The organism is Sphingomonas sp. ACRSK (assembly GCF_022346685.1).
In the GTDB taxonomy this organism is placed as follows: domain Bacteria; phylum Pseudomonadota; class Alphaproteobacteria; order Sphingomonadales; family Sphingomonadaceae; genus Sphingomonas; species Sphingomonas molluscorum.
On sequence record NZ_JAKRNR010000025.1, the window covers coordinates 1 to 26,190 of the forward strand.

A 26,190-nucleotide genomic window follows, 5' to 3' on the forward strand; every position below is an offset into this window, starting at 1 on the left:
GGCTCAGGCCGCCGCTGACTGGATGCACGCTCAGCAGCCTCAGTCCGAGGAGATCGCAGCATGAAACCGGGTCGGGAAAATGCTGCTGGAATTCACATTGGGGCTGGACTGTCAGGATATGTGGCCTACCTGCGCAAGGGAAAGTGCCTGCAGTGCAGCCGCGGGCAGCGCGAGCTGTACGCCCATGCGGCGGCACCCTGGGTGCTGAAGTGCGGGCGTGAGGACAAATGTGGCTGGCAGGGCCATGTGAAGGATCTCTACCCGGAGATCTTCGACGACTGGTCGAAGCGCCACAAGCAGACCGAGCAGCGGCCGAACGCAGCCGCTGACGCCTATCTGACGGACGCGCGCGGCTTCGACATCGCGCCACTCAAGGGCGCCTATACGCAGGAGCGCTATCACGACCAGGAGCTGGGCATTGGCACGGCCACCGTCCGCTTCCCGCTGCCCGGCGGCACCTTCTGGGAACGGCTGATCGACCAGCCCGCGCGCTTCGGCAAGAAGAAGGCGCGGTTCGGCTACGGCGGCTCCTACAAGGGGCAGTGGTGGGCGCTGCCCGGCGTAACCATCGCGGATCTCGCCCAGGCGCCGGAGATCTGGCTCGCCGAGGGCATCTTCGACGCGATCGCGCTCAACCAGTCGGCCGGCGTGACCGCCGTCTCGCTGATGAGCTGCAACAACTGGCCGGAAAAGGCGCTGGACGAACTGCGCCGCGCCGCCGCCGATCTCGGTTGCCCGCAGCCGCGCCTGGTCTTCGCCTTCGACGTCGGCGCCGCCGGCACCAGGTGGACGCGCCGCTTCGTGAAGGATGCGCGGGCGAAGGGCTGGGACGCCGTCGCCGCCCAGGTGCGTGCCGATGGTGATGCCACCGATGGCAAGCTCGATTGGAACGACCTCGCGCAGCGCGACCTGCTGACGCCCGAGCACCTGGCTGAATACCGCTGGAATGGCGACGTCACCACCGCCGCCGACGTCCGCGAAAAGGCGCACCTGATCTACCAGCGTACCCTGTCGGCGTCCTTCCCGCTGGTGTTCGGCTACCGCCAATATTGGGCGACGATCTCCGAAGAGCGGATGAACGAGCAGCTGGAGCTGTGGCAGACGTCCGACAAGCCCGAGCACCAAGCCTACAAGGAGTTGGGCTGGGAAGGGATGGTCAAGGCGGCGGCCAAGCAGGCGATCTCCATCGAGGAGCTGGCGAACTGCACCTTCCAGACCCTCTACTTCCAGCGCGACACCGGCCTGGACGAGGGCGCCTATTTCTTCCGCGTCGACTTTCCCTCCGACCGGCCGAGCGTGAAGGCGACGTTCTCAGGCTCGGCATGCACCGCCGGCGCCGAGTTCAAGAAGCGCCTGGCCTCGATCGCGCCTGGCGCACAGTTCACCGGATCGACCCAGCAGCTCGACAAGCTGATGCAGCGCCAATGGGCGCGGATCCGCATGGTCGAGGCGATCCAGTTCACCGGCTACAGCATCGACCATGCCGCCTACGTGCTGGGCGACATCGCCGTGCACAATGGCGTCGTGCACCGGCCGAACGAGGAGGAATATTTCACCCTCGGCAAGCAGTCGGTGAAGCTGCGCACCAGCGACCGCCTGCTGCGGATCGACTATGATCCGGACAAGCTCAACCTCGATTGGCTGCCGCACCTCCTGACCGCCTATGGCGCGAAGGGCACGGTCACGCTGACCTATTTTATCGCCAGCCTGTTCGCCGAGCAGATCCGCCGCGAACAGAGCAGCTTCGGCTTTTTGGAGATGAGCGGCCCGCCGGGCACCGGCAAGACCACGCTGCTCGAGTTCCTGTGGAAGCTGGTCGGCCGCGCCAATTACGAGGGCTTCAACCCGACCAAGGCGACCAAGGCCGGCCGCGCCCGCAACTTCGGCCAGGTCGCAAACCTGCCGGTCGTGCTGATCGAGGGCGATCGTGGCGCAGAGACGCCGCATGCCGCGAAGTTTGAATGGGACGAACTGAAGGACGCCTACAACGGCCGCCCGGTTTACACCCGCGGTGTCGCCAACGGCGGCATGGAGACCTTCGAGCCGCCATTCCGCGCCAGCCTCATCATCGCGCAGAACGCCACGGTTGAGGGCTCCGACGCGATGCACGAACGCATCATGGGGCTGCACTTCGACAAGTCCCGCTTCGGCGCCGCCGGTAAGGCGGCAGGCGAGGCGCTGTCGGCCTTCCCGCTCGAGGACGTGTCGGGTTTCATCATCCACGTGCTCCGGCACGAGACGAAGATCCTTGAGCGGTATCGCGCCGCGTTCAAGCGGCACGAGGCGAACATGCTGTCGCGTGAGATCGTCCGCAACCAGCGCCTGGCAAAGAACCATGCCCAGCTCGCCGCCATGCTCGATGCCGTCCGCCCGCTGTTCGGTGACAAGCTGCCCCAGCGCGACATCGACGAAGCGCACGCGCTGCTGATCGAGATCCTTGAGGAGCGGCAGCGCGCGACCGAGCGCGAGCACGCGAACGTCGAATGGTTCTGGGAACGGTACGACTGGTTCGCCGCCCGCGATGCCGAGCTGCAGACGCCGCCGACCAACCCGATCAACCACAGCCGCGCCGCCGACGTAATCGCGGTCAGCCTGGTCGATTTCGAGCGCCGCTGCGGCGACGCCAACCTGCGCCTGCCCTGCCCGATGAAGGATCTCAAACGAGACCTGAAGACCAGCAAGGCCCGCAAGTTCCTGGAAGCCAGCAAAGCCACCTGCTCGATCACCGGCAAGACGGTGAACTGCTGGCACTTCCGCAATCCCGCCACCCCCCAATCCCGCTGAACTGGAGCGCACCACGATGTTGCATCGCCACACCTTTGCCCAGACGCCGCGCAAGCGGTTCCTGCCCCGGATCCCTGACGCGCAGCCGCTCGCGCCCGAAGCATATCTCCGGCTCCGCCGTGAAGCCGCTGGCCTGACGATCCGCGATCTGGCCGCCCGCCTGACCGAGTTGCGCGCCGCCCTGGTCGAGGCCGGCGAGCTGCCCGCCGGCATGCTCGCGATCCGCGGCGACATCGTCGCGACTCTCCTGATGCTCGAAGCGACCGGCGTGCGCGCCCGGCTCCGCGAGACACTGGAGTCGATCGCGGCCGTCATGCCGTTCGATCCAGACGTCTACCAGCAGCTCGCCGACGCGGATCCGCGCCGCCACCCGCGCGTCTGCCGTGGCTGTGGCTGCTCGACCCACGACGGTTGTCACCACGAGCACTTCGGCAGCTGCGCATGGGTCAGCCCGATCCAATGCAGCCACTGCGCCGCACGGGAGGCGCAGGCATGACCATCATGACCATGCGCCGCGTGCCGGACGGGAAGGGCGGCTACCGCCACGAGGCGGCACCACACGTCCCGCCCGCGCGCAAGGGCAAGCGTGCCGCCGCGCGCGAGCCGATGAAGGCGATCAACACCGACAATGTGTCGGCCGAACAGCTGCGCCTTCTGATCGAGCGCATCGAGCGCCTTGAGGAGGAAAAGCAGGGCATCAGCGACGACATCAAGGACGTGTACGCCGAGGCGAAATCCACCGGCTTCGACGCCAAGACGATGCGCACCATCATCCAGCTGCGCCGCATGGAGAAGCATCACCGCGACGAGGCGGAGATGATGCTCGAGACCTACAAGCAGAGCCTCGGCCTGTGAACCCGGCGCCGACCATCGGCTTCCGGCAGCGGGCGGGCCTGCGCCGCCTGCTCTGGCGGCCGGAGGTCGCGCCGGCCGACGACAAGGTCTTCCGCTCCCTCGCCAAGCTCGGCCTCGCAGGCGGCATCCCCTGCGACGGCGGCCGCGAATGGCGGATCACCTTGGCCGGCTGCCAAGCGCTCGGCCTGACCTTCCCCGACGACGACGAAACCCCCGAACCCATGGAGCAAGCCGCGTGAGCAACCACCCGAAAAGCCGCCGCGCCCGCGCCCTGCGCGCGCTCGGCATCACCATCGCCATCGCCGCCGCGATCGTCGCGGCCCCCATCATCCTCATGCGCCTCTACGCCGAAGCCAAGGGAGACCGCCGTTGATGTCCCAGCAAACCACGACCACCAATGTCATTCGCGAAGTGATCGACCACGCGTCGCGTAACAGGCCCTTTGTCGTGGTCCGCGCGCGAGACGACGATGAAGGCAACGAGCTTGTCGAGATCTGCCAGGGCACCGACGTCGTTTGGATGTCGATCGCTCACGCCAACGCGGTAGCCGTCGCTCTGAACGAACTGCTCGACGAACTCGAGCCCGCCGCAGAAGATGGCACGGACTGATGCGCCCGCTCGTCATCGACAATCCCGGCGGCCCGGCTGCCGCCAAGGCGCCTTCCGCAGAGGTGGCGCCAACGCTACTGCTGGCGCTGGTGCGTGACCTCGGTCGAGTTGAGGTCACCTATGCCGATCGGGTGGAGTTCGGTCGTGCCTTGATCCTGCAGGGGTATTCGTCAGCTCGAGCGGCCGAAATGGCGAACGATCTGGAAGACAACGACGGCGCTCTGCAGATGCTCGCGCGTCACCGGCTCGATGCCATGCTGCAGCCTCTTGCCCAAGGTTTGTGCGAAGCCGCTGAAGCCCGCTTTCGCAAAATGGTGCAGCGCATTGCGGAATGGACGGATGAAGAGGTGGCAATCGTGTCGCCTGCACAGGTCCGCCATGTCGCACAGGTAGTGCTTGCCGGTGCGGATCCGACCTATCCGCCCTTTGCTGTTTCTACCCGAAAGCACGAAGTCTCTGACGATCAGGACCATCCGGTACCCAAGGACGTGCCCGTATGACCGAACTGCTCACCAGCGAGGAGGCGGCCGAGCGCATCCATGTTTCAACCAAGACCTTGCGTCAGCTCCGGCGCAACGGTCACATTCGCTATGTCGCCGTCACTGATCGGAAGATTCGCTACCGGCCCGAGGACTGCGACGAATACCTCGAAAGCCGCGCGCGCAAGGCCCCTGGATGTCCGTCTACAAGAGGAAGAGTTCTCCGTACTGGCACTTCGACTTCGTCTGGCAAGGTCGTCGGTTTCACGGCTCGACGGGATGCAAGGGGAAGCGCGAGGCACTGAGGCATGAGGAGGTCGAGCGCGCCAAGGCGAGGGCGGGGGGCAACGAACGCCCCCCGATCACGCTCGACGAAGCGTGCGGTCTCTACCAGGACAAGGTCGAGGAGCTGCCCTCCTGGCCCACGACCCGCTACATCATCGACGCGCTGATCGCCGGGCTCGGCGCCGGCGCGCTGCTGTCACAGATCAACCAGCGCGAGCTGCTCCACTACTTCTCCAAACGCCGCGACGGCCGCAGCAACGCATCCGTCAATCGTGAGATCGAAGTCTGCCGCGCCATGTGGCGCTGGGCGGGCAAGGCTCGCTACGACGTCGGGGAAATGCCCGATTGGGGCGCCCTGATGCTCAAGGTGCCGAACAAGGATCCGCGCGAGCTGAGCGCCCTCGAGGAGACCAATCTCTTCGGCGAGATCCGCACCGACCTATTCAGCTTCTGCGAGTTCGCCCTCAAGACCGGGTGGCGGCGTAGCGAAGTGCTCGGCCTCCGCTGGTCAGATCTCGACATGGCCCGCGGGATCGCGACGACGCGCATTAAGGGTGGCGACGTCGTCAAGCGGCCGCTGACGCAGGAGATGGTGCTCATCATCGCGAACCAGCCGAAGGCCGGGCCCTTCGTCTTCACCTATGTTGCCGCGCGCACCAAGCCGGCTCTCACCGACAAGCTCGGCCGCAAGCAGCCGGCGCGCAAAAAGGGCGAGCGCTATCCGATGACGGCCCAGGTGCTGCGCGGCCCCTGGGCGGCTGCCAAGGCCGCCGCTGGCGTCGAGAACTTCCGCTTCCACGATCTGCGCCACACCCGCGGCACGCGGATCCTGCGCGCCACCGGCAACCTCGCGGCCGCCAAGGAAGCGCTCAAGCACCGCTCGATCAAGACCACCCTGCGCTACGCACACGCGACCGACGACGACGTGCGCAACGCGCTCGAAGCATCGGACTCCCGACCTATTCCCGACCGCAAGGCGGGAGGTGCGAAGAAAGCGAAGTAATTACAGCGCGCTACGGGTCATAGAACCCGACCGTGTAAACGAGATGCTCTACCAACTGAGCTAAGCGCCCCCTCTCGGGAGACCCGCGGAATAGCGGCATTTGCGGTGGCCGCAATAGGGCAATTCGCGCCCTGCGCGACGAGCGGGATACGCGCCGGCTCGACCTCGTCGTCCGCTGTGCCGGCGAGGCCGAGTCTTAGAGCTGCCGCAGCCGACGGATATGGTGGCGGAGAGATTCTCCAGAATGGGAGGAAAGCCGTGCGTGAATTGCGCCGGCTGGCGCTTTGTGGCCTAGAATAAGTTTAGGCTCTTCATGCTGACTACTTTTTCTTTAGCAATGATAATATGATCTAATACTGTGAAATCCAGAAAACGTCCTGCGTCAACAAAACGTCTGGTAAAACCAACATCTTTGTCAGAAGGCTTTGCGCTGCCGCCAGGGTGGTTGTGCGCTAGAATGATGTATTTTGCACTTAGATCCAGTACGCGGCGACAAACTTCGCTTACTGATGCTAGAACGCCGTCTTCATTTCCGATCCCCATCGTATCATCGGCTATCAACCTCATATTGGCATTTACATACAGAACCCGAAATTTCTCTACCCGTAATGGTGAAAGATCAAATTGTAGATAATTCAGAATGCTGTCACTGGTATACATGCATGGTCCTTCAAGAGCGGCGGTATGCAGCGCCTGACGGAACCACGCCTTCACTGCTGACAAGTGCTCAACAACAGCAGGAGGTGCATGTAGGCTTAACTTATTTGCATCGGCTCCAAGCAAAGCATTTGCAGAGCCGTGCGCACGCAGCAGCCTTTCGGAGACAACCTCCGGGTCTTCTACAACTCTTTCTAACACGCGGCTAAGGGTTCTAATCGAAGCAGGTTCCATTTCTCCACCCTCCCCGGATTGGAGGTTAGAGGAAAGGTGAAATGCAGCTTAACTTCAACCATTATAAGTTAACGTAAATAATGGCGTTTATTAAGAATCGTACCCTACTGATTTACATTGGCAGTGGAACCAGTGAAAATCCATATACATATCAGTCAGATAGATCGTTGGCCCTGCAATTCGTGGAGTTAGACACTTAAAGTTATACTGAGCTCCCCTCTCCATAATGGACCAATCCAAAGCTCATGCGGCGAAAGCGTGACACGTCAGGGCCCAGGAAAACAGCAGGATCGGTTGCGACTCGGCGGGGGCGGTCAGCTTTCTACGGCTGCGAGTCGCGAGGCCTGGCGCCAGATCCCGCCTACGGAACGCCCCCGACTGCCTATGCGACGAGTATCTGGTGGCGCGCGGACTGCGTGGCTCAGCCGCGGGCGTTGAGGCGCTGCATCGCTTCTGCGGCGATGCGGGTGCTGCGGCGGCGGTCGGCGGGGTCGTACATGGCGCCGGTGATCATCACCTCGTCCACCTTGGTCCGCTCCAGGAAGGCGGCGAGGCCGCGCTCGATGGTGTCGGGGCCGCCGATCGCCGAGCATTCGAGCACCTGGTCGAGGATCGCGGAGCCTTGCGGGCCGATCGAGTCGCGGTAGCCCGCGATCGGCGGCGGCATCTGGATGGCGTTGCCGGTGCGGATGGCGACGAACGACTGCTCGGTCGAGCTGGCGAGGAAGCGGGCTTCCTCGTCCGTGTCGGCGGCGAGCACGTTGAAGGCCGCCATCGCATAGGGCTTGTCGAGCTGCGCCGAGGGACGGAAGTCCCGGCGGTAGATGGCGAGCGCCTGGTCGAGGGCTGCCGGCGCGAAGTGCGAGGCAAAGGCATAGGGCAGGCCAAGTGCGGCGGCGAGCTGCGCACCGAACAGGCTGGAGCCCAGGATCCACAGCGGCACGTTGGCGCCGCCGCCGGGAACCGCCTCGATGCCGGTGCGACCGTCGGCCGCGAAATAGCTCTGCAGCTCCATCACCTCCTGCGGAAAGGCGTTGGGATCGCTGTCTAGGGTACGGCGGAGCGCGCGGGCGACGCGCTGGTCGGAGCCGGGCGCGCGGCCGAGGCCCAGGTCGATGCGGCCGGGGAACAGCGCGTCGAGGGTGCCGAACTGCTCGGCGATGGTGAGCGGCGCGTGGTTGGGGAGCATGATGCCGCCTGCGCCGACGCGGATGGTGCGGGTGGCGGCGGCGACATGGCCGATCACGACGGCGGTGGCGGCGCTGGCGATGCCGGGCATGCCATGGTGTTCGGCGACCCAGTAGCGCTTGTAGCCGAGTCCCTCGGCATGGGCGGCGAGATCGGCGGCGTTGGCGAGGGCGGTGCCCGCGTCGCCACCGGCGACGATCGGAACCAAGTCGAGCAGCGAATAATCGGTCATGGACCAGAGATGGGGACGCAGACGCCGCACGCCAACCATGCGGCCGATGCAGCGGCTTGCCCGGCAGAGGGCCGGTGCCTAAACGGGCGCCGTCCATGACCCCCGCGCTCGCCCCCATCCGCACCTGGATCTTCGATCTGGACAACACGCTCTATCCGGCGAGCGTGAGCCTGTTTCCGGCGATCGACGCGCGGATGACGGCCTATATCGCCGAGCATCTGGGAATGGAGCCGGCGGCGGCCCGCACGCTGCAGAAGCAATATTACCATGCCCATGGCATGACGCTGGCCGGGCTGATGGCCGAGCATGGCACCGACCCGCACCACTTCCTGGACTATGTCCACGATGTGGAGATGGACGTGCTGGAGGACCTGGGGCTGGCCGCGCGGATCGGCGCGCTGCCGGGGCGCAAGCTGGTCTTCACCAACGGCGACGCGAGCTATGCGGCGCGGGTGCTGGACCGTATCGGCCTGGCCGAGACCTTCGAGGCGGTGCACGACGTGCATGCGACGCAATACCGGCCCAAGCCCGATCCGGTCGCTTATCAGGGGCTGTGCGACGCCTATGCGATCGATCCGGCGACGGCGCTGTTCGTCGAGGATCTTGCCCGCAATCTCAAGCCCGCCAAGGCGATCGGCATGACCACCGTGTGGATCGACAACGGCTCCGAACAGGGGCCGGGGGTCGACCGCAGTTTCATCGATTATACCGTCGCCGACCTCGGCGACTGGCTCGACACCATCCTGGAGACACCCGCGTGACCGACCTGCAAACCACCATCGACGCCGCCTGGGACGATCGCGCGACCCTGGGCCTGTCCACTACCGGCGCGGTGCGCGAGGCGGTGACGGAGGCGCTGGCGCAGCTGGATGCCGGCACCGCGCGCGTCGCCGAGCCGGACGGGCATGGCGGCTGGCGCGTCAACCAGTGGCTGAAGAAGGCGGTGCTCTTGTCGTTCCGGCTGAACGACAATGCGGTGATGGGGGGCCCGGGCGGCGCCAACTGGTTCGACAAGGTGCCGTCGAAGTTCCAGGGCTGGGACGAGGCGCGCTTCCGCGACGCCGGCTTCCGCGCGGTGCCCGGCAGCGTCGTCCGCCAGGGTGCGTTCGTCGGCAAGGGCGCGATCCTGATGCCGAGCTTCGTCAACATCGGCGCCTATGTCGGCGAGGGGACGATGGTCGACACCTGGGCCACCGTCGGCAGCTGCGCGCAGATCGGCAAGAACGTGCACCTTTCGGGCGGCGCGGGCATCGGCGGCGTGCTCGAGCCGCTGCAGGCGGACCCGGTGATCATCGGCGACGGCGCCTTCATCGGTGCGCGCGCCGAAGTCGCCGAGGGCGTGCGCGTGGGCGAGGGCGCGGTGCTGTCGATGGGCGTGTACCTCGGCAAGTCGACCAAGATCGTCGATCGCGCGACCGGCGAGGTGACGATGGGCGAAGTGCCGCCGTACGCGGTGGTGGTGCCCGGGTCGCTGGGCGGCGGCGAGGGCAAGCCGGCGCTGTACTGCGCGGTGATCATCAAGCGGGTGGACGAGAGCACGCGCGCGAAGACGGGGATCAACGAGCTGCTGCGGGATTGAGGTCGTTGTGCTCCCGCGCAGGCGGGAGCCCAGGGCCACAAACGCCAGCGCCCGGTACTCTGGGCTCCTGCCTTCGCAGGAGCACGGTTGGGGTGGGGGCGTCGGTCGCTTCCCACTCGTACCCCGGCGGAGGCCGGGGTCCAGGTGCGGGCGGCGCGTGAGATGCGGGGAGGTCCCCCAACTGGGCCCGGCCTTCGCCGGGGTACTGAAAGGGGTTAGGCGTCTGCGATGCGCGGGATGCCGAGGCGGGGGATTTCGATGGCCGGGCAGGCGTTCATCACCACCTGAAGCCCGGCGGCTTCGGCGCGCTGGGCGGCGGCTTCGTTGATGACGCCGAGCTGCATCCATACCGCTCTGGCGCCCACTGCGATCGCCTCGTCCACCGCATCCCCGGCGGCGTTCGAGTTGCGGAAGATGTCGACGATGTCGATCGGCTCGCCGATCTGGGCGAGCTCGCGGAAGACGAACTCGCCGTGGACGTGCTCGCCGGTGATCTGCGGGTTGACCGGGATCACGCGATAGCCGTGGTTCTGGAGATAGGCCATCACGCCGTAGGAGGGCCGGCTGGGTCGATCGGAGGCGCCGACCAGCGCGATGGTGCGGGCGTTTTCGAGAAGCGTCCGGATGTCCTCGTCGCGGGTCAGCGGCATGCGGTTATCCCTGTTTGCGGTCCAGCCATTCGCCGACGGATGCGGCAATCTGGTGGAACGCGGTCGCCTCCGGCCCGTTCCCGGCGGCCGGCGGCGTGCCCGCGTCCGATGCCTGGCGCACCGCCATCGCGAGCGGGATGCGGCCGAGGAAGGGGATGCCGAGCTTCGCGGCCGCAGCCTCGGCGCCGCCCTGGCCGAACGGCTCGGATGCCTCGCCGCAATGCGGGCAGACATAGCCGGACATGTTCTCGACCAGGCCGATCACCGGCACCTCGGCCTTGGCGAACAGGTCGATCGCGCGGGTGGCGTCGATCAGCGCCAGGTCCTGCGGCGTGGACACAATCACCGCGCCCGCCGGCTTGTGCTTCTGGATCATGGTGAGCTGCACGTCACCGGTGCCGGGCGGCAGATCGACGACCAGCGTGTCGTGGAGGCCCCAGTCGGCCTCTGCCAGCTGGGTGAGGGCACCGCCCGCCATCGGCCCGCGCCAGGCGATCGCCTGGCCGGCGGGGACGAGCTGGCCCATCGAGAGCAGCGGCACGCCATAGGGCGTCTCGACCGGCAGCAGCTGCTTCTCGCGCGCTTCGGGCCGGGTGCCCTCGACCGCCAGCAGCTTGGGCTGCGAGGGGCCGTAGATGTCGGCGTCGATCAGGCCGACCCGGCGGCCGGCGCGGGCGAGCGCGATCGCGAGGTTGGCGGCGACCGTGGACTTGCCGACGCCGCCCTTACCGCTGGCAACCGCGATCAGGCGGCGGCCGACGCGCTCGCTGGTCTGAGCGACGCGCACTTCGGCGATGCCGGGCGTGGCGAGCGCTGCGGCGCGGACGTCGGCCTCCAGCGCGTCGCGCGCGGCGGTGGGAAGCCCGGTCACGTCGAGGACGATGCTGGCCCGCGAGCCCTCCACCCGCGCGGTGGCGCGGCCGGCGGCGACGGGGGCGAGGGCGGCTTGCAGGGCAGAACGGTCGGTCATCGCGTCGCAGATAGGCGCGCAGCAATGTCTTGCCACTGTAAATTGCGCTCCGTCCTCCTATAAAGAAGGGATGCGAAGCTTTTCCGGCTGGTTCGCACGCGCCGGCGTGCTCAGGAACGACAACATCAAGGGTCCCTGGGGCGGGCGCGGCGGTTCCGAAGGCGGATCCGGCGGCGGCGACGGCCCGAGCGGCCCGCGCAACCCGTGGAACCTGCCCCCCGACGGCCGGCGCGCGCGCCCGGCGACCGCGACCTCGCTCGAGGATTTCCTGCGCCGCGCACGCGGCGGCGGGGGTGGCGGCGGCAATGGCGGCCGCGGTGGGCCGGGTCTGCCGACCAACGCCGGCAAGCTGTGGCTGATCGGCCTGATCGTGCTGGTGGGGCTGTGGCTGATCACCTGCGTCCATGTGGTGGGCCCGCAGGAGCGCGGCGTCGCCACTAGCTTTGGCCGCTATACGGGCACGCTGGATCCGGGATTCAAGCTGACGCTCCCGGCGCCCTTCGCCTCCGTCCAGATGGTGGATGTAAAGGAAGTGCGGACCGAGAACTTTCCGGCGGGCAACCAGCCGAACCTGATGCTGACGGGCGACCAGAACATCGTCGACCTGGGCTATTCGGTGCGCTGGGACATCAAGACGCCGGAGAACTACGTCTTCGAGATCGCCGACCCGCGCGAAACGGTGCGCGCCGTGGCCGAGAGCGCGATGCGCGCCGAGATCGCCAACGTCGAGCTGGACCAGGCGATCGGTGCCGGCCGCATCGGCATCCAGGGCGACGTGCAGCAGCGCATGCAGGCGCTGCTCGACGAGTATAAGTCGGGCATCCGCATCCTGGGCGTGGCGATCAAGCAGGCGGCGGCCCCGGCCGCGGTCGACGACGCGTTCAAGGCGGTGACGGCAGCGCAGCAGCAGGCGCAGTCGAACCTCAACGACGCGCGCGCCTATGCGCAGCAGGTGATCGAGCGGGCGCAGGGCGATGCCGCGCAGTTCGATCGCATCTACGAACAATATCGCGCCGCCCCCGAGGTGACCCGCCGCCGGCTCTATTACGAGACCATGGAGCAGGTGCTGCGCGGCGCCGACAAGACGATCGTCGAGCCGGGCGTGCAGACCTATCTGCCGCTGCCCGAGGTGCGCCGCCGCGCCACCGCCCCGACGACGCCCGAACCGCCCACGCCCGAGGCGATGGAGACCGCACGATGAGCCGCAGCCTGTTCCGCAATCCCGTGGCGATCGGGATCGCGCTGCTGGTGCTCGCCATCCTGGCGGTGAGCTCGATCGCGATCGTACCGGAGGCCAAGCAGGCGGTGATCCTGCGCGTCCAGCAGCCGATCGCTATCGTCAACCGCTATGAGCCGGGCCAGCCGTTCGGCCGCAGCGGTGCTGGCATCGTGCTGCGCATTCCCTTCCTGGACCGCTTGGTGTGGGTGGAGAAGCGCGTGCTGGCCGTCGAGCTCGACAACCAGCAGGTGCTCTCCAGCGATCAGCAGCGGCTGGAGGTGGACGCGTTCGCGCGCTTCCGCATCGTCAATCCGGTGCAGATGGTGGTGACGGCCGGGTCCGAGCAGAGCGTGGCCGACCAGTTGCAGCCGATCCTGGGCTCGACCCTGCGCGGCGAGCTGGGCAAGCGGCCGTTCGCGGCGCTGCTGAGCCCGGAGCGCACGCAGGTGATGGAGAATATCCAGACGGCGCTTCAGCGTACCGCCGCGCAATATGGTGCCGAGATCGTCGACGTGCGGATCAAGCACGCCGACCTGCCGGAGGGCAGCCCGCTCACCAGCGCGCTCAACCGGATGCGCTCGGCCCGGCAGCAGGAGGCGGTGACGATCCAGGCGCGCGGCCAGAAGCAGGCGCAGATCATCCGCGCCGATGCGGAGGCGCAGGCAGCGCAGATCTATGCGCAGAGCTTTGGCAAGGACGCCGACTTCTATGCGTTCTGGCGCGCGATGGAATCCTATCGCACGACCTTTGCCAAGGGGGAGGGCAACGGCGATACGTCGATCGTGCTGTCGCCGAACAATGGCTATCTGCGGGAGTTCCAGGGTCGAGAACGCTGAGGAGACCGTGCCGGGGGGCATTCAAATCAAGTTCAGCATCAAGGACATAGCCTGGGATCGAACGATCCCTGTCGTTTAGAGAGGACCTATCCTAGTGCGTTACGCCTACGCCCTTACCTCTGCGCTGCTGCTCGGCGGCACCGCGGCAGCCTTCAGCTTCCAGCCCCCCGCCGGCGCGCAGACCGCGCAGAACGAGCCCGGCGCGATCGCCAGCACCGCGCCGCGCGCGGGCGCTCCGATGAGCTTCGCCGACCTGGTCGCGCGGCTCCAGCCGGCGGTGGTCAACATTTCCACCACCCAGCGCGTGACGGTGCAGCAGAGCAACCCGTTCGCCGGCACCCCGTTCGAGCAGTTCTTCGGCGGCCCGCGCGGGGGCGGCGCCAGCCCCCGCACCCAGGAAGCGCAGTCGCTGGGCTCGGGCTTCCTGATCTCGGCCGACGGCTATGTCGTCACCAACAACCACGTCGTCTCGGCCGGCACCGCCTCCGCGGTGGTCGAGTCGATCACGGTGACCCTGTCGGACCGTCGCGAGTTCAAGGCGCGGCTGGTCGGCCGCGACGCGGCATCGGACCTGGCCGTGCTCAAGATCGAGGGCGCGACCTTCCCGTTCGTGCGCTTCGGCGATTCGCGCCAGGCGCGCGTCGGCGACTGGGTAGTCGCGATCGGCAACCCGTTCGGCCTGAGCGGATCGGTGACCGCGGGTATCGTTTCCGCGATCAATCGCGTGACCGGCGGCGGCACCTATGACCGCTTCATCCAGACCGATGCCGCGATCAACCGCGGCAACTCGGGCGGCCCGATGTTCGACCTGCAGGGCAATGTCATCGGCATCAACTCGCAGATCCTGTCGCCGACCGGCGGCAACATCGGCATTGGTCTCGCGATCCCGGCCGAGCAGGCCAAGCCGATCGTCGACAAGCTGATGCGCGGCCAGGCGATCGAGCGCGGCTATCTGGGCGTCGGCATCCAGCCGATCGACGAGAACATCGGCGCGGCGCTGGGCCTGCCCAAGGACCGCGGCGAGCTGATCTCGCGCGTCGAGCCGGGCGAAGCGGCGGCCAAGGCCGGCATCCGCCAGGGCGACGTGGTGGTGGCCGTCAACGGCAAGGAAGTGACGCCGGAGCAGACGCTGAGCTACCTGGTCGCGAACACCGCGCCGGGCACGCGCATCCCGGTCGAACTGCTGCGCGACGGCAAGCGCCAGACGGTGACCGTCACCGTCGGCAAGCGGCCGCCGGAGGAGCAGCTGGCGCAGTTCAACCCCGAAGACGACAGCGGCATGCCGCAGGAAGAGGCGCCCCAGGATACGGGCGCGGCATCGCTGGGCATCGGCGTGACCCCGCTGACCCCGTCGATCGCGCGCAGCATCGGCGTCGATCCGGCGGTGAAGGGCGTGGTGGTCACGGGCACGGACCCGTCGAGCGATGCGGCCGGCAAGGGCATCCGCCGTGGCGACGTGATCGTCTCGGTCAACCGGACCCCGGTCGCCAACGCCGCCGACGTCGCCCGCCAGGTGGCGCAGGCCAAGGCGGCTGGTCGCGACCAAGTGCTGCTGTTCGTCCAGCGCCGCGGCCAAGGCATCTACATGCCGGTGCGCATCGGCGGCTGAGCCGGTCCCTTCGCAGTGCATTGCGGCCCGTCGCTCGAAGGAGCGGCGGGCCGTTTGCGTTTGGGGGGTGTTCGGGCGGCGCTTGCGGAGGAGGCGCTCCTTTCGTGCTCCCGCGCAGGCGGGAGCCCAGGATCGCGGGCGGTACCGCCGTGGTTCTGTTTGGCCCTGGATCCTCGCCTTCGCGGGGATACGGGGTGTTTTGGGGGAGGGTTGCCCGGAGTTGCGGGCGTACCCCGCGGAGGCCGGGGTCCAGTTGGGGTGTCGGCCTTGAGGAGCGTTGCTCTTGTGCGCCGTGGCGGCTCAGGACGGGCGTAGAGACCCTCGCTGTCGTTCCCCAACTGGGCCCCGGCCTTCGCCGGGGTACGAAGTGGGGGAGGGGCTCTCCCCTCCCCCGCCGGCTTACATTACCGAGAGCAGCGACTGGATCTCGACAAAGGCGAAGGCGACCGAGCTGTCGGCGACGCCATAGGGGATGAAGAGCTTGTCGCCGTGGCGCAGCGCGCCGCAGGAATAGACGACGTTGGGGACATAGCCCTCGCGGTCCTCGTTGGCGGCAGCGAGGATCGGCTCGCGGGTGCGGCCGATCACCTTCGAAGGATCGTGCTTGTCGAGCAGCACCGCGCCGATCGCATATTTGCGCATCGCGCCGACGCCGTGGGTGAGCACCAGCCAACCCTCGTCCAGCTCGATGGGCGGGCCGCAGTTGCCGATCTGCACCAGCTCCCACGGATATTCGGGCGTGAGCAGCAGCTGCCCCTCGTCCCAATGGGTGAGGGTATCGGATTCGATCAGGAACAGGTTCTCGCCGTCCTGACGCCCGATCATCATGTACTTGCCGTTCACCTTGCGCGGGAACAGGCCCATGCCCTTGTTGCGCGCGGCGCTGCCGGTCATCGGCACGAGGTCGAACGCGCGGAAGTCGCGGGTGCGCAGCAGCTCCGACTGGATTTGCGAGCCGTTATAGGCGGTGTAGGTGCCCAGCCACTCCTGCTGCCCGTCGTCATGGGTGAAGTGGACGAGGCGCATGTCCTCCAGCCCCTTGGACTGGGCCTGGGTGATCGGGAAGATCACCGTACCCGACAGCGTCGAGTCGCGATGACGATAGACGGTGACCGCACCAGAGGGCGCCGTTTCCTCGTCGCCGATCGCGTCGGTTGCGGTCGCGAACGGCGGTTCGGGCGCGAGGCGCATCTCGTTCTGGTCGGTGATGATGCCTTCGCGGAAGGCGACCGAGGAGATGTGGCCCTCGCCCACCGCGCGCATCGACATCAGGATGCGCAGGCTTCCCGGCTGCATGCCGGTCTGGTCAAAGTGCGGCACGGCGCTGGGGTTCATCAGCGCGGCGGCGGCGTAGCTGTATTCGTGGCAGAAATAGGCGCCGATCAGCTGGCGCTTCTCGTCGTCGATCTGGCTGCCGTCGAGCCCCAGCTGCGCCTCGATCTCGTCATAGCGGGTCATGAACACGCGCCGCGTCTGCCAGTGGCGGGCCTCGAAGTCCTTCAGCACCACCTCGAGCTGGTGGCGCGTCTCTTCCGGGGACATCGCCAGCACGGCGTTGACCATCCGCTCGGTGCGGCTGGGCGTGGTGCCGTTCGACTGCCAGGCGATATGGAAGGGCCGAACCACCACCCGCGAGGGATCGGCGTGCAGCCGCAGCGGGTGCGTGACCAGATTCAGCATGCGAAACCTCTGGGAAGCCTTCGAATTGCGCGCGTTCGCCCGTTCAGGCGACGGCGCGGCCCTCTGCCACGACCGGGGGGCGCATTGAAAGACGGGAAATCGCACAGGAGGCGAGTTGCAGGGCGAGGATCGATTCCGCGCCCTGGTTCTGGTTCAGCCCATGCGGCATCAGCCCGTCGAAGCAGCCGCCATCCGCGCCGGAGGCGAGCGGCAGATCGAGGTCGTTGACCCCGAGGTACCAGCGATAGGCCTTCATCGCCTCGGCCGCCCAGCGCTCGTCGCCGGTGACTTCGTGCGCGGCGATGCAGGCGTCGATGGTCGCCTGCGCCTCCAGCGGCTGCTGATCGAAGGGCAGCGGGTCCGCATAGGGGCGGTGGAAGCTCTCGGTACCGACTGCGCGGAAGCGCCCCTCGGGCGAGGTCTGGCGGGCGACGATCCAGTCGAGCGTCTCCAAGCCTACCTGGAGGAGGTCCGGACGTTCCAGCGTCTGGCCGGCGCGGATCATCGCTTCCGGCAGGCGGGCGTTGTCATAGGCCAGCACGATCTCGAACCACTGCCACTCGGGGCGGCGCGCCTCGTGCAGCAGCTCTACCAGTTCGCCGCCGAAGCGGGTGAGGATGTCGCGGGCGAGGGGGTGGCCCGGATAGACGTCGAGCATCGCGGCGGCGCCGAGCATCGCAAAGGCGCGCGCCCGCGGGCTGCCGAGTTCCAGTGCGATGCCGGCGGTCGCGTCGAAGAGGGCAATCGCCCAGTCGCGATGCTTGCGCGCCCGCGCCTCGCGCGCGGTGACGCCCAGCGCCCAGAGCGCGCGGCCGTTCGAATCCTCCGAACCCTCGTCCTCGCACCAGCTGCGGTCGAAGTTCATGAAGTTGCGGAAGCGCCGCGTGTCCGGGTTCCAGGCGTGCTGGAGGAAGGCTGCGTAGACGCTGGTCCACTTGTCGCGGGTCGACTCGTCGAGGTCGTCGATGCGGTGCATCAGGATCAGCGCGCGGGCGTTGTCGTCGATGCAATAGCCGTGGCGCCGATCCGGGATCGAGAAGATCGAATGCTGGAGCATGCCGGTGGCATCGCTCATCCGCTCGACCGCGGCGATGGTGGGCTTGAGCGGGGCGAGCTCGTTGGTGCGCGGGATGCGGTGGGGGAGGGCCGCGACGGCATCGGCGACCTCCGCCATCGCGCGCTCCGCCAGGCGCGGCCACAGCATGGAGCGGCCATGCGCATAGGCGCGCTCGGCAAGCGAATGGCGGGCGGTGGCGTCGCCGAGCAGGCGGTTGATCTCGCGCGCAAAGGCGCCGCTGTCGCCGAATGGCACCAGCACCCCGTGATCGTCGGCGAGGATCTCGCTGGCATGCACATAGGGCGTGGAGATCACGACCTTGCCCATGCCCACGGCATAGGAAAGCGTGCCCGAGGTGATCTGGGCGGGGTTGCTGTAGGGGGTGACGTAGAGGTCGGCCGCCTGGAGATAGTCGAGCAGTTCCTCATGCTCGACGAATGCGTCGACGAAGACGACGTTGTCGGCGACGCCGCGGTCGGCGGCAAGCGCCTTCAGCCGATCGCGATAGGCCTCTCCCTCATGCTCGACGAGGTGCGGGTGGGTGGCGCCGAGCACCACGTAGAGCGCGCGCGGGTGCGCGCCGACCACCGCGGGCATGGCCTCGATCATCGTCTCGATGCCCTTGTTGGGCGCGAGCAGGCCGAAGGTCAGGATCACGTCGCGATCGGCCCAGCCGAACCGGCCCTTCATGGCGGCGGGCTCGACATAGGCGCGGTCGGGTACGCCGTGCGGGATCATCACGAGCTTGCGCGGATCGACGCCGTGGACGCGGGTCAGGATCTCACGCCCCTTGTCGGCCATGACGATCACGCGTGCGGCACGGCGGAGCAGGGCGTCCATGACCCGGCGCTCGTCGGCGCTGGGCTTCTCCAGGATGGTGTGGAGGGTGACGATGACGGGAACGGTGACCCGGTCGAGCAGCGCCAGCAGATAGTCGCCCGCCGCACCGCCGTAGATGCCATATTCGTGCTGGACCCACAGCGCCTTGGCGCCGCTCTCAGCGATCCGGCGCGCAGCCTCGCTATAGGCGGCGCGATCGTTCTGCGGGATGCTGTGGGTGACCGCGGGCGGATAGGCGTGCAGCCCCGGCCGGTCGTCCATCGCATAGACGTCGACCTTGAGGTCCGGGAAGCGCTGCTTGAGCGCGTTGTAGGTGTCGGTGGTGAAGGTCGCCAGGCCGCACTTGCGCGGCAGGAAGTTGCCGATCAGGGCGATGTGATCCATGCCACCCGGTGCGGCGATACTCGGCGCCATCCACGTTCCTCACGCTGGAATGGCCGGCGAAACACTCGCCGGCTACAACAGGCAAATGCGTGAGGGGGAAGTTAGTTTCACCGATGGTGCGGTGCAATATCGGAAAACCGACGCAGCAAGCCAGATCGCGCTTCTTTCCTGCTGCGCCGCGTCAGGAAGGTCAGCCGCGCCCGCGATAGCCCGGAACGTCCTGCGACGGAATCCAGACGCCCGCGGGCGGCTCGCCCGACTGCCAGAACACGTCAATCGGAATACCGCCGCGCGGGTACCAATAGCCGCCGATGCGCAGCCACAAGGGCTTCATCTCGGCAAACAGCCGCTCGCCGATGCCGACCGTGCAATCCTCGTGAAAGGCGGCGTGGTTGCGGAACGAGCCGAGGAACAGCTTCAGCGACTTGGACTCGACGATCGTGGCGTCGGGCACATAGTCGAGGACCAGGTGCGCGAAATCCGGCTGGCCGGTGACCGGGCACAGCGAGGTGAATTCGGGCACGGTGAAGCGCACGCAATAGCGCGAGCCCTCTCGCGGGTTGGGGACATAATCGAGTTCGGCCTGTTCCGGCGATGCGGGAAGCCCGCTGCTCTGGCCCAGATGCTTTGGTGTCATGCGCGCGCATGTAGGATGCCGACCCCGGAAAGGGAACGGGCGATCCGCGGTTCCGATGCCTCGACGGGGGCGGCGGCGATGCGTAGAGCACGAGGGGACGCAGCGAAGGAGACGGCATGGACGCGCTGGTGACGACAGACGAACTGGCGACGCAGCTGGGGAGCCCCGGGCTTCACCTGCTGGACGCGACCTGGTTCGGATCGCTGGGCGCCGAGGGGCGCGATGCGGCAGCGGAGTTCGCGGCCGGCCATATTCCGGGTGCCGCCTTTCTCGACCTCGGTCATCTCTCCCAGGCGGCGGCCGAGGGCGCGACCGCCGGCGTCGCCCGGCTGCTGGGTGCGCTGGGGATCGATGATGGCGCGACGATCGTTCTCTACGACGACTCGCCCTATCATAGCGCGGCGCGCGCCTGGTGGCTGCTCAAGCGCTATGGCGTGGCGGCGAGCCTGCTCGACGGCGGGATCGCCAAGTGGCGGACGGAAGGGCGGCCGCTCCAGACCGGTCATGGCGCAGCTCATACGGTGACGCGTCACCTGAGCTTCGATCCCAGCCGGATGCGGACCAAGGCGGATGTGCGCGCGAACCTGGACAGCGGGGCCGAGCAGCTGCTCGATGCGCGTTCGGCGGCCCGCTTCAGCGGCGCCGAACTCGACCCGCGCGGGCTGCCGACCGGGCACATCCCGGGCTCCTTCAACCTGCCCTATGGCAAGCTGTTCGCTACCGACGGGACGTGGAAGCGGGGCGAGGCGCTGCGCGCGGCGTTCGAGGACTCGGGCGTCGATCTCGACCGGCCGATCGTCACCACCTGCGGTTCGGGGGTGACGGCGGCGGTGCTGGCGTTCGGGCTCCATCTGCTCGGCCGTGATGCGGCGCTCTACGACGGCAGCTGGACGGACTGGGCGTCGGACCCGACCACGCCCAAGGCGACGGTGACGCTGTGAGCGAAGCGGGCGAGGGCCGAGACGGGGACCGGGGCGCGGGCACGCGCGTCGTCGGCGCGGGGCGCCGGCCGGAATGGACGCAGCGCATCGTCAACCCGCCGGTGTGGCGGGCGTCGACCATCCTCTACGACACGGTCGAGGAACTGCGCGCGACTGCGGGCCGGGATACCCACCACAAGCTGTTCTACGGCAGGCGTGGCACGCCGACGCAATGGTCGCTCGCCGACGCGCTGACCCAGCTGGAGCCGGGTGCCGAGGCGACGTTGCTCTATCCCTCGGGCGTGGCGGCGATCTCGACCGCCTTGCTGGCGGTGCTGTCGCCGGGCGACGAGCTGCTGCTGGTCGACAGCGCCTATGACCCGACCCGCCACCTGGCCGACGGGCTGCTCAAGCGCTTCGGCATCACCACGCGCTATTACGACCCGCTGATAGGCGCAGGCATCGCCGAGCTGATCGGGCCGAACACGCGCGCAATCTTCATGGAGAGCCCGGGGAGCCTGACCTTCGAGGTGCAGGACGTGCCGGCGATCGTCGCCGCCGCCAAGGCGCGCGGGATCACCACCCTGCTCGACAACACCTGGGCGACGCCGCTGCTGTTCCCGGCGATCGAACTGGGCGTCGACTATACGATCATGGCGTGCACCAAGTACGTCGTCGGCCATTCGGACGCGATGCTGGGATCGGTGACCGCGGCGCCCGGGAAGTTCGCGGCGCTGCGCAACGCCAGCTACCAGCTGGGCCAGCATGTCTCGCCCGACGATGCCTATCTGGGCTCGCGGGGGCTTCGCACCATGGCGGTGCGGCTCGATCGGCATGGCGAGAGTGCGCTGGCGATCGCGCGCTGGCTGTGCGAGCAGCCGGGGGTCGCCCGCGTGCTGCACCCGGCCCTGCCGGGAACGCCGGGCCACGACATTTTCGCGCGGGACTTCCGCGGGTCTTCGGGTCTCTTCTCCTTCGTGCTCGACGGCGGGGACGAGGCGGCGCGGGCAGCGCTGATCGACGGGCTGGAGCTGTTCGCGATCGGCTATAGCTGGGGCGGGTTCGAGAGCCTGGCGGTGCCGATCGACCCCGAGCGTTATCGCAGCGCCACCCCCTGGCAAGCAGAGGGGCCGATGGTGCGGCTGCAGATCGGGCTCGAGGACGTGGACGACCTGATCGCCGACCTCGACGCCGGGCTCGCCCGCTTCCGGGCGGCGCGGGGGTGACGGCGTGGTGAGCCGGCTCGCCGAATTCGGCATCACCATTCCGGGCACGCCGGCGCTCATCGAGGCGCTGATCGCGGCGGTGCTGGTGTTGCTGGCGCTGACGCTCGGATGGGTCGCGGGCCGGCGGCTCGGGCCGGGGATTGCCGGCTTCTGGCGCAACCACTTCGACGGGCAGGGCGAGGGGATCGCCCCCCGCCTGTGCCAGATCGCGCGCCATGCGGTCGCGGCCGCGCTGCTGGCGATCGTCGCCGGCAGCTATGGCTGGCACCCGCTGTCGGCGTTCGGCATCGGGCTGGTGCTCGGCTGGACCACCGCGCGACTCGCGATCGACATCTTGCGCGGGCTGCACCTGCCGCGCTGGGCGGCGTGGACGATCGGCGCGGTGATCTTCGTGGGCGTGCTGAGCAATGCGCTGGGCGGGTTCGACAATGTGACCGGCGCGCTGGAGCGGGTCGGCTTCGACGTCGGGCGGCGGCGGCTGTCGCTGCTGTCGCTGGTGTCGGTCGCGGTGGTGGCGGTCGGCCTCTATGCGCTGGTGCGGCTCGCCAACCGGCTGGTCAGCCATTCGATCGGGCGGGCCAAGAGCCTGGACGCGACGCAGAAGCTGCTGGCGCAGAAGCTGGCGGCGATCGGCGCGGTGGTGGTCGCCTTCTTCTTCGGCATCGACCTGCTGGGGATCGACCTCACCACCTTTGCGGTGTTTTCGGGCGGGCTTGGCCTGGCGATCGGCTTTGGTCTCCAGAAGACCGTGGGCAACCTGATCGCGGGCATCATCCTGCTGATGGACCGATCGATCAAGCCGGGCGACGTGATCGTGGTGGGCGAGAGCTTCGGCTGGGTGAACAAGATCGGCGTGCGCGCGGTCTCCGTCATCACCCGCGACGGCAAGGAGCACCTGATCCCCAACGAGAACCTGATGACGCAGGAGGTGGAGAATTGGTCCTTCACCGATCGCAACGTGCGCGTGCGCATCCAGGTGAAGGTGGGGTATGAAAGCGACCTGAAGCTCGCCCAGGCGCTGATGCTGCGCGCGGCGAGCGAGAGCCCGCGGGTGTTGAAGAGCCCCAAGCCCAATGTCTGGCTGGTGAGCTATGGCGACTATGCCGCCGAGCACGATATCCTGGTGTGGATCAGCGATCCCGAAAGCGGCGTCGGCAACGTGCGTTCGGACGTGCTCAACCGGCTGTGGCTGTTGTTCAAGGAGCACGGCATCGTCATCCCGGTGCCCAGGCGCGAGATGATCCTGCGCGATCCTGCGGGTGCAGCCGCCTTCGCCGTCCAGGGTGCTGCCGATCCGGACGCGGTTCCGCCGCAGGCTCCCCCGGGCCCCGACGCCTGAGCGTGGGAAAAACGGTGCGGCCGGTGCTTGGAGGGAGACGGGCGCGTGCCTAGATTGCGGGGGTGAGCACCCCCATCACCGCGCGCATCGCCGAGGGCGTGCTGTCCATCCCCGCCGCCGACTGGGACGCCTGTGCCGGCCCGGGCAATCCGTTCCTGAGCCACGGCTTCCTGGCCGCGCTGGAGCGGTCCGGATCGGTCGGTGGGCGCAGCGGCTGGCAGCCGCTGCCGGTGGTGGTGGACGGGCCCGACGGACGCCCGGCCGCGATCGCCCCCGCCTATGCCAAGGCGCACAGCCAGGGCGAATATGTGTTCGACCATGCCTGGGCCGACGCCTGGGAGCGCGCCGGCGGCGACTATTATCCCAAGCTGCAGGTGGCGGTGCCGTTCACGCCGGTGCCGGGACCGCGGCTGCTGCTGCGCGATCCTGCCCAGGCGCCGGCGCTGATCGCCGCTCTGGAAAGGCTCACCCGCCAGAACGGCCTGTCTTCTGCGCATGCGACCTTCGTCGATCCCGAGGAACTGCCGCGTTGGGAGGCGGCGGGCTGGCTGATGCGGGCGGGGACGCAGTTCCATTGGGAGAACCAAGGCTATGCCGGGTTCGACGACTTCCTGGGGGCGCTCGCCAGCCGCAAGCGCAAGGCGATCCGCAAGGAGCGCGCCGCCGCGGTCGAGGGGCTGACGATCCGCCACCTCGCCGGTGCCGAGATCACCGAGGCGCATTGGGATGCGTTCTGGGCGTTCTACCAGGACACCGGCAGCCGCAAATGGGGGCAGCCGTACCTGACGCGGTCGTTCTTCCCGCTGCTGTCGGAGGCGCTAGGCGAGCGGGTGCTGCTGATCCTGGCCTATCGCGGCGACCGGCCGATCGCCGGGGCGCTCAACCTGGTGGGAGCGGATGCGCTCTACGGGCGCTATTGGGGCGCGGTGGAGGAGGTGCCGTTCCTGCACTTCGAGCTGTGCTATTACCAGGCGATCGAGGCGGCGATCGCGCGCTGGCTCCAGCGCGTCGAGGCGGGCGCGCAGGGCGAGCACAAGCTGGCGCGCGGCTATGCGCCGGTCACGACCTGGTCGGCGCATTACCTGCCGGACCCGAACTTCCGCCGCGCCGTCGCCGAGTATCTCGAGCGCGAGCGCGAGGCGGTGGCGCATGAGCAGGAGTATCTGGGCGAGCTGACGCCGTTCCGGCGGGGGTAACGGCGGCTGAGGCGCCGGTCCGGCGTCGCGCGCCCTTATTGCCGCCATCCCGACTGGGCCCCGGCCTTCGCCGGGGTACAGTCGCCCGTGGCTCAGGACTCGCGGGTGGGGCGGTCGATGCGGCGGCCGGCGGGGCCATAGAGGTCGGTCGGCATCAGCGTCGCGGCGCGCTTGCGGTGATCGATGCGGAACACTGCGCTGGTGCCGTTGCGCCAGAGCGGGATCAGGCCCTGTTCCAGCCGCCGGTCATATTCGGGCGGGCGGATCATCCAGACATAGTCGAACTTGTCGCGCGGGAAGCGGTGGAGGGCACCGGCGACCGGCCGCCACCATTCGCGCGGGCACTGGACGTCCGTCACGATCTGCGAGGGATCGTGCGAGAAGCCGCGCGCCGGGTAGCGGGTGGTGAGCAGCTGCGCGCCGACCATCGACCATTGGTCGTTGGCGTAGGCGAGGCGGCGTTCGAGGGCGATGCCGGGCAGGTGCTGCAGCCGCGTCATCGTCCACTCGTTGTGGCACGTCTCCCCGATGAAGGTGATGAGGCGGGCGCCGACCGGCACGTGCGGCAGCCCGGCGAGCTCCTGGTCATAGTCGCGGTCGTAGAGCCAGTAGCTGGCCGTCGTCGCGCCGATGCGGCCGACGAAGATGGCAAGGCCGATCGCCGCGACGGTCGCGGCATGGCGGATCGACATGCCGGGCTTGGGCCGGAGCGCGATCAGCGCGATGCCGAACAGATAGGGCACCAGCCGCATGTCGGCATAGGCGGAGCCGAACACGATGCGCGGCAGCAGGAGGTAGACCGCGAGCAGGAACAGCGCCGACAGGCCCAGGTTGCGCGAATACTGGATGTTGGGGTCGCGCACGCCCTTGAACAGCACCAGGTAGAGCACCGCGAGCGAGGCGATGTCGTAGAGCTGCCAGCGGTCGCGCAGCACCATGGTGACCCACTGCATCTTGAGCCGCCAGTTGAACCAGTCGGCGGTCTGGCCGCTGACATGGCCCGAGCGCCACAGCAGCATGAGGAGCGCAGGGGGCGCGAGTACCAGGCAGTGCAGCCCGGCGTGGAAGAGGGCGGCGAACCAGTTGCGGCGGCGGTCGTGCTCGCGGATCAGCTCGGCCGAGGCGGCAAGCACGCCCAGCGTCCCCCAGCCGAAGGTGTGGGTGAGCCAGATCAGCGCCGCCAGCGGCACAAAGATCACCCCGCGCAGCTTGAGCTTACCCAGCCGCCCCAGCCGCAGCCACAGCGCAAAGGCGTTGAGGGCCAGCGCCATCGACAGCGCGAAGTTCACGAAGCCAAAGTGGAAGGGGTAGCTGTAGACCAGCGGCAGCGCGAACAGCGCCGTCGCCGGAATGCGACCGTGCACTTCGCGCGCGATCCACAACAGGCCGACCGCGGTCAGCACGGGGATCGCCATCACGATCAGCTTGACCGCGAGTTCCAGGCCCAGGATCGGCTGGAGGGGCACGATCAGGAGATCGACCCCCAGATTGCCCATCAGGCTCCAGTGGAAGTTGTACCAGTCGGTGAGCCAGGGCGCGGCGCCGGTGCCGATGGTCTGCTGCACGCGGTAGCGGCCCATGTGGCCGGGCAGGTCGACGAGCGGGGGGATCTCCGGCCACATCAGCGGCACGGCGGCCAGCACCGCCATCGCGAACACGAACCATCGCGTCTGCCACCAGTGTGGCGTTGCCCCATTCCCCTGCATGGGCTCGCTTTTACCG

Annotated in this window: 26 protein-coding genes; 18 read left to right on the forward strand and 8 right to left on the reverse strand. The window is 68.0% G+C overall.

The features are described 5' to 3' along the window. The first annotated feature begins 120 nt into the window (after positions 1-120). From MHZ35_RS13450 to MHZ35_RS13485, 9 genes are all read left to right on the forward strand, one after another. Positions 121-2,784, forward strand: coding sequence for a toprim domain-containing protein (locus MHZ35_RS13450; protein ID WP_239436117.1), 2,664 nt, complete (start codon positions 121-123; stop codon positions 2,782-2,784). Positions 2,785-2,800: 16 nt separating this feature from the next. Beyond that, positions 2,801-3,280 carry a hypothetical protein gene (locus tag MHZ35_RS13455; protein WP_239436118.1) on the forward strand — a complete coding sequence of 160 codons (480 nt, stop codon included), beginning with the start codon at positions 2,801-2,803 and terminating at the stop codon, positions 3,278-3,280. A 110-nt stretch (positions 3,281-3,390) separates the two neighbouring features. Further along, positions 3,391-3,639 (forward strand): DUF2312 domain-containing protein, encoded by a 249-nt coding sequence (locus MHZ35_RS13460; protein ID WP_239436152.1) that lies wholly within the window; start codon positions 3,391-3,393, stop codon positions 3,637-3,639. Further along, complete coding sequence (locus MHZ35_RS13465; protein WP_239436119.1) at positions 3,636-3,878, forward strand: hypothetical protein; 243 nt, start codon at positions 3,636-3,638, stop codon at positions 3,876-3,878. Before MHZ35_RS13460 ends, MHZ35_RS13465 begins: the two co-directional genes overlap by 4 nt. Then, positions 3,875-4,012 (forward strand): hypothetical protein, encoded by a 138-nt coding sequence (locus MHZ35_RS13470; RefSeq protein WP_239436120.1) that lies wholly within the window; start codon positions 3,875-3,877, stop codon positions 4,010-4,012. Before MHZ35_RS13465 ends, MHZ35_RS13470 begins: the two co-directional genes overlap by 4 nt. After that, complete coding sequence (locus tag MHZ35_RS13475; protein WP_239436121.1) at positions 4,012-4,248, forward strand: hypothetical protein; 237 nt, start codon at positions 4,012-4,014, stop codon at positions 4,246-4,248. The genes MHZ35_RS13470 and MHZ35_RS13475 overlap by 1 nt, the downstream gene beginning before the upstream one ends. Then, positions 4,248-4,748 (forward strand): hypothetical protein, encoded by a 501-nt coding sequence (locus tag MHZ35_RS13480; protein ID WP_239436122.1) that lies wholly within the window; start codon positions 4,248-4,250, stop codon positions 4,746-4,748. The genes MHZ35_RS13475 and MHZ35_RS13480 overlap by 1 nt, the downstream gene beginning before the upstream one ends. After that, positions 4,745-5,032, forward strand: a complete 288-nt coding sequence (locus tag MHZ35_RS18200; protein ID WP_446741054.1) for a helix-turn-helix domain-containing protein — start codon at positions 4,745-4,747, stop codon at positions 5,030-5,032. The genes MHZ35_RS13480 and MHZ35_RS18200 overlap by 4 nt, the downstream gene beginning before the upstream one ends. After that, entirely contained in the window at positions 4,924-6,015 is a 1,092-nt protein-coding gene (locus tag MHZ35_RS13485; RefSeq protein WP_239436123.1) for a tyrosine-type recombinase/integrase, read from the forward strand. The genes MHZ35_RS18200 and MHZ35_RS13485 overlap by 109 nt, the downstream gene beginning before the upstream one ends. A 291-nt stretch (positions 6,016-6,306) precedes the next feature. On the opposite strand, the gene MHZ35_RS13490 is transcribed toward MHZ35_RS13485, so the two are convergent. Both MHZ35_RS13490 and MHZ35_RS13495 read right to left on the reverse strand, forming a co-directional pair. Next, entirely contained in the window at positions 6,307-6,906 is a 600-nt protein-coding gene (locus MHZ35_RS13490) for a JAB domain-containing protein (RefSeq protein WP_239436124.1), read from the reverse strand. A gap of 421 nt (positions 6,907-7,327) precedes the next feature. Further along, positions 7,328-8,326: an LLM class flavin-dependent oxidoreductase gene (locus MHZ35_RS13495; RefSeq protein ID WP_239436125.1), complete on the reverse strand. Its 999-nt coding sequence runs from the start codon at positions 8,324-8,326 to the stop codon at positions 7,328-7,330. Between the two features lie 95 nt (positions 8,327-8,421). Between MHZ35_RS13495 and MHZ35_RS13500 the strand changes: the two genes are divergently transcribed. Together MHZ35_RS13500 and dapD are read left to right on the forward strand one after the other, a co-directional pair. Beyond that, positions 8,422-9,087, forward strand: a complete 666-nt coding sequence (locus tag MHZ35_RS13500) for a pyrimidine 5'-nucleotidase (RefSeq protein WP_239436126.1) — start codon at positions 8,422-8,424, stop codon at positions 9,085-9,087. Continuing rightward, positions 9,084-9,905: a 2,3,4,5-tetrahydropyridine-2,6-dicarboxylate N-succinyltransferase gene (gene dapD / locus MHZ35_RS13505; RefSeq protein ID WP_239436127.1), complete on the forward strand. Its 822-nt coding sequence runs from the start codon at positions 9,084-9,086 to the stop codon at positions 9,903-9,905. Before MHZ35_RS13500 ends, dapD begins: the two co-directional genes overlap by 4 nt. 215 nt (positions 9,906-10,120) lie before the next feature. Here the strand turns inward: dapD and MHZ35_RS13510 are convergent, their stop codons facing one another. Then, positions 10,121-10,555, reverse strand: a complete 435-nt coding sequence (locus tag MHZ35_RS13510) for a CoA-binding protein (protein WP_239436128.1) — start codon at positions 10,553-10,555, stop codon at positions 10,121-10,123. Between the two features lie 4 nt (positions 10,556-10,559). Next, positions 10,560-11,525, reverse strand: a complete 966-nt coding sequence (locus MHZ35_RS13515; protein WP_125961229.1) for an Mrp/NBP35 family ATP-binding protein — start codon at positions 11,523-11,525, stop codon at positions 10,560-10,562. Positions 11,526-11,595: 70 nt separating this feature from the next. Between MHZ35_RS13515 and hflK the strand changes: the two genes are divergently transcribed. From hflK to MHZ35_RS13530, 3 genes are all read left to right on the forward strand, one after another. Then, entirely contained in the window at positions 11,596-12,726 is a 1,131-nt protein-coding gene (hflK, locus tag MHZ35_RS13520; protein ID WP_239436129.1) for a protease modulator HflK, read from the forward strand. Continuing rightward, positions 12,723-13,580, forward strand: a complete 858-nt coding sequence (gene hflC, locus MHZ35_RS13525) for a protease modulator HflC (protein WP_239436130.1) — start codon at positions 12,723-12,725, stop codon at positions 13,578-13,580. Before hflK ends, hflC begins: the two co-directional genes overlap by 4 nt. A 94-nt stretch (positions 13,581-13,674) precedes the next feature. Beyond that, on the forward strand, positions 13,675-15,189 hold the full coding sequence (locus MHZ35_RS13530) for a Do family serine endopeptidase (RefSeq protein ID WP_132882328.1): 1,515 nt from the start codon (positions 13,675-13,677) through the stop codon (positions 15,187-15,189). A gap of 399 nt (positions 15,190-15,588) precedes the next feature. On the opposite strand, the gene MHZ35_RS13535 is transcribed toward MHZ35_RS13530, so the two are convergent. The 3 genes from MHZ35_RS13535 to queF all read right to left on the reverse strand — a co-directional run bounded on the left by MHZ35_RS13535 (position 15,589) and on the right by queF (position 19,787). After that, positions 15,589-16,869 (reverse strand): glycoside hydrolase family 130 protein, encoded by a 1,281-nt coding sequence (locus MHZ35_RS13535; RefSeq protein ID WP_132882329.1) that lies wholly within the window; start codon positions 16,867-16,869, stop codon positions 15,589-15,591. Between the two features lie 43 nt (positions 16,870-16,912). Further along, complete coding sequence (locus tag MHZ35_RS13540; RefSeq protein ID WP_239436131.1) at positions 16,913-19,180, reverse strand: glycosyltransferase family 4 protein; 2,268 nt, start codon at positions 19,178-19,180, stop codon at positions 16,913-16,915. A gap of 160 nt (positions 19,181-19,340) precedes the next feature. Further along, the gene (gene queF, locus MHZ35_RS13545; protein WP_125961835.1) at positions 19,341-19,787 is read right to left on the reverse strand and encodes a preQ(1) synthase; all 447 of its coding nucleotides are present in this window, start codon (positions 19,785-19,787) and stop codon (positions 19,341-19,343) included. A 116-nt stretch (positions 19,788-19,903) separates the two neighbouring features. On the opposite strand from queF, the gene MHZ35_RS13550 reads away from it, so the two are divergent. The 4 genes from MHZ35_RS13550 (at position 19,904) to MHZ35_RS13565 (ending at position 24,468) form a co-directional block, all read left to right on the forward strand. Further along, entirely contained in the window at positions 19,904-20,728 is an 825-nt protein-coding gene (locus MHZ35_RS13550) for a sulfurtransferase (RefSeq protein WP_239436132.1), read from the forward strand. Continuing rightward, complete coding sequence (gene metC / locus MHZ35_RS13555) at positions 20,725-21,933, forward strand: cystathionine beta-lyase (protein ID WP_239436133.1); 1,209 nt, start codon at positions 20,725-20,727, stop codon at positions 21,931-21,933. Before MHZ35_RS13550 ends, metC begins: the two co-directional genes overlap by 4 nt. Positions 21,934-21,940: 7 nt before the next feature. Then, complete coding sequence (locus tag MHZ35_RS13560; protein WP_239436134.1) at positions 21,941-23,272, forward strand: mechanosensitive ion channel family protein; 1,332 nt, start codon at positions 21,941-21,943, stop codon at positions 23,270-23,272. A 62-nt stretch (positions 23,273-23,334) separates the two neighbouring features. Further along, positions 23,335-24,468, forward strand: coding sequence for a GNAT family N-acetyltransferase (locus MHZ35_RS13565; RefSeq protein WP_239436135.1), 1,134 nt, complete (start codon positions 23,335-23,337; stop codon positions 24,466-24,468). Positions 24,469-24,560: 92 nt separating this feature from the next. On the opposite strand, the gene MHZ35_RS13570 is transcribed toward MHZ35_RS13565, so the two are convergent. Next, on the reverse strand, positions 24,561-26,174 hold the full coding sequence (locus MHZ35_RS13570) for a hypothetical protein (protein WP_239436136.1): 1,614 nt from the start codon (positions 26,172-26,174) through the stop codon (positions 24,561-24,563). Positions 26,175-26,190: the final 16 nt, after the last annotated feature.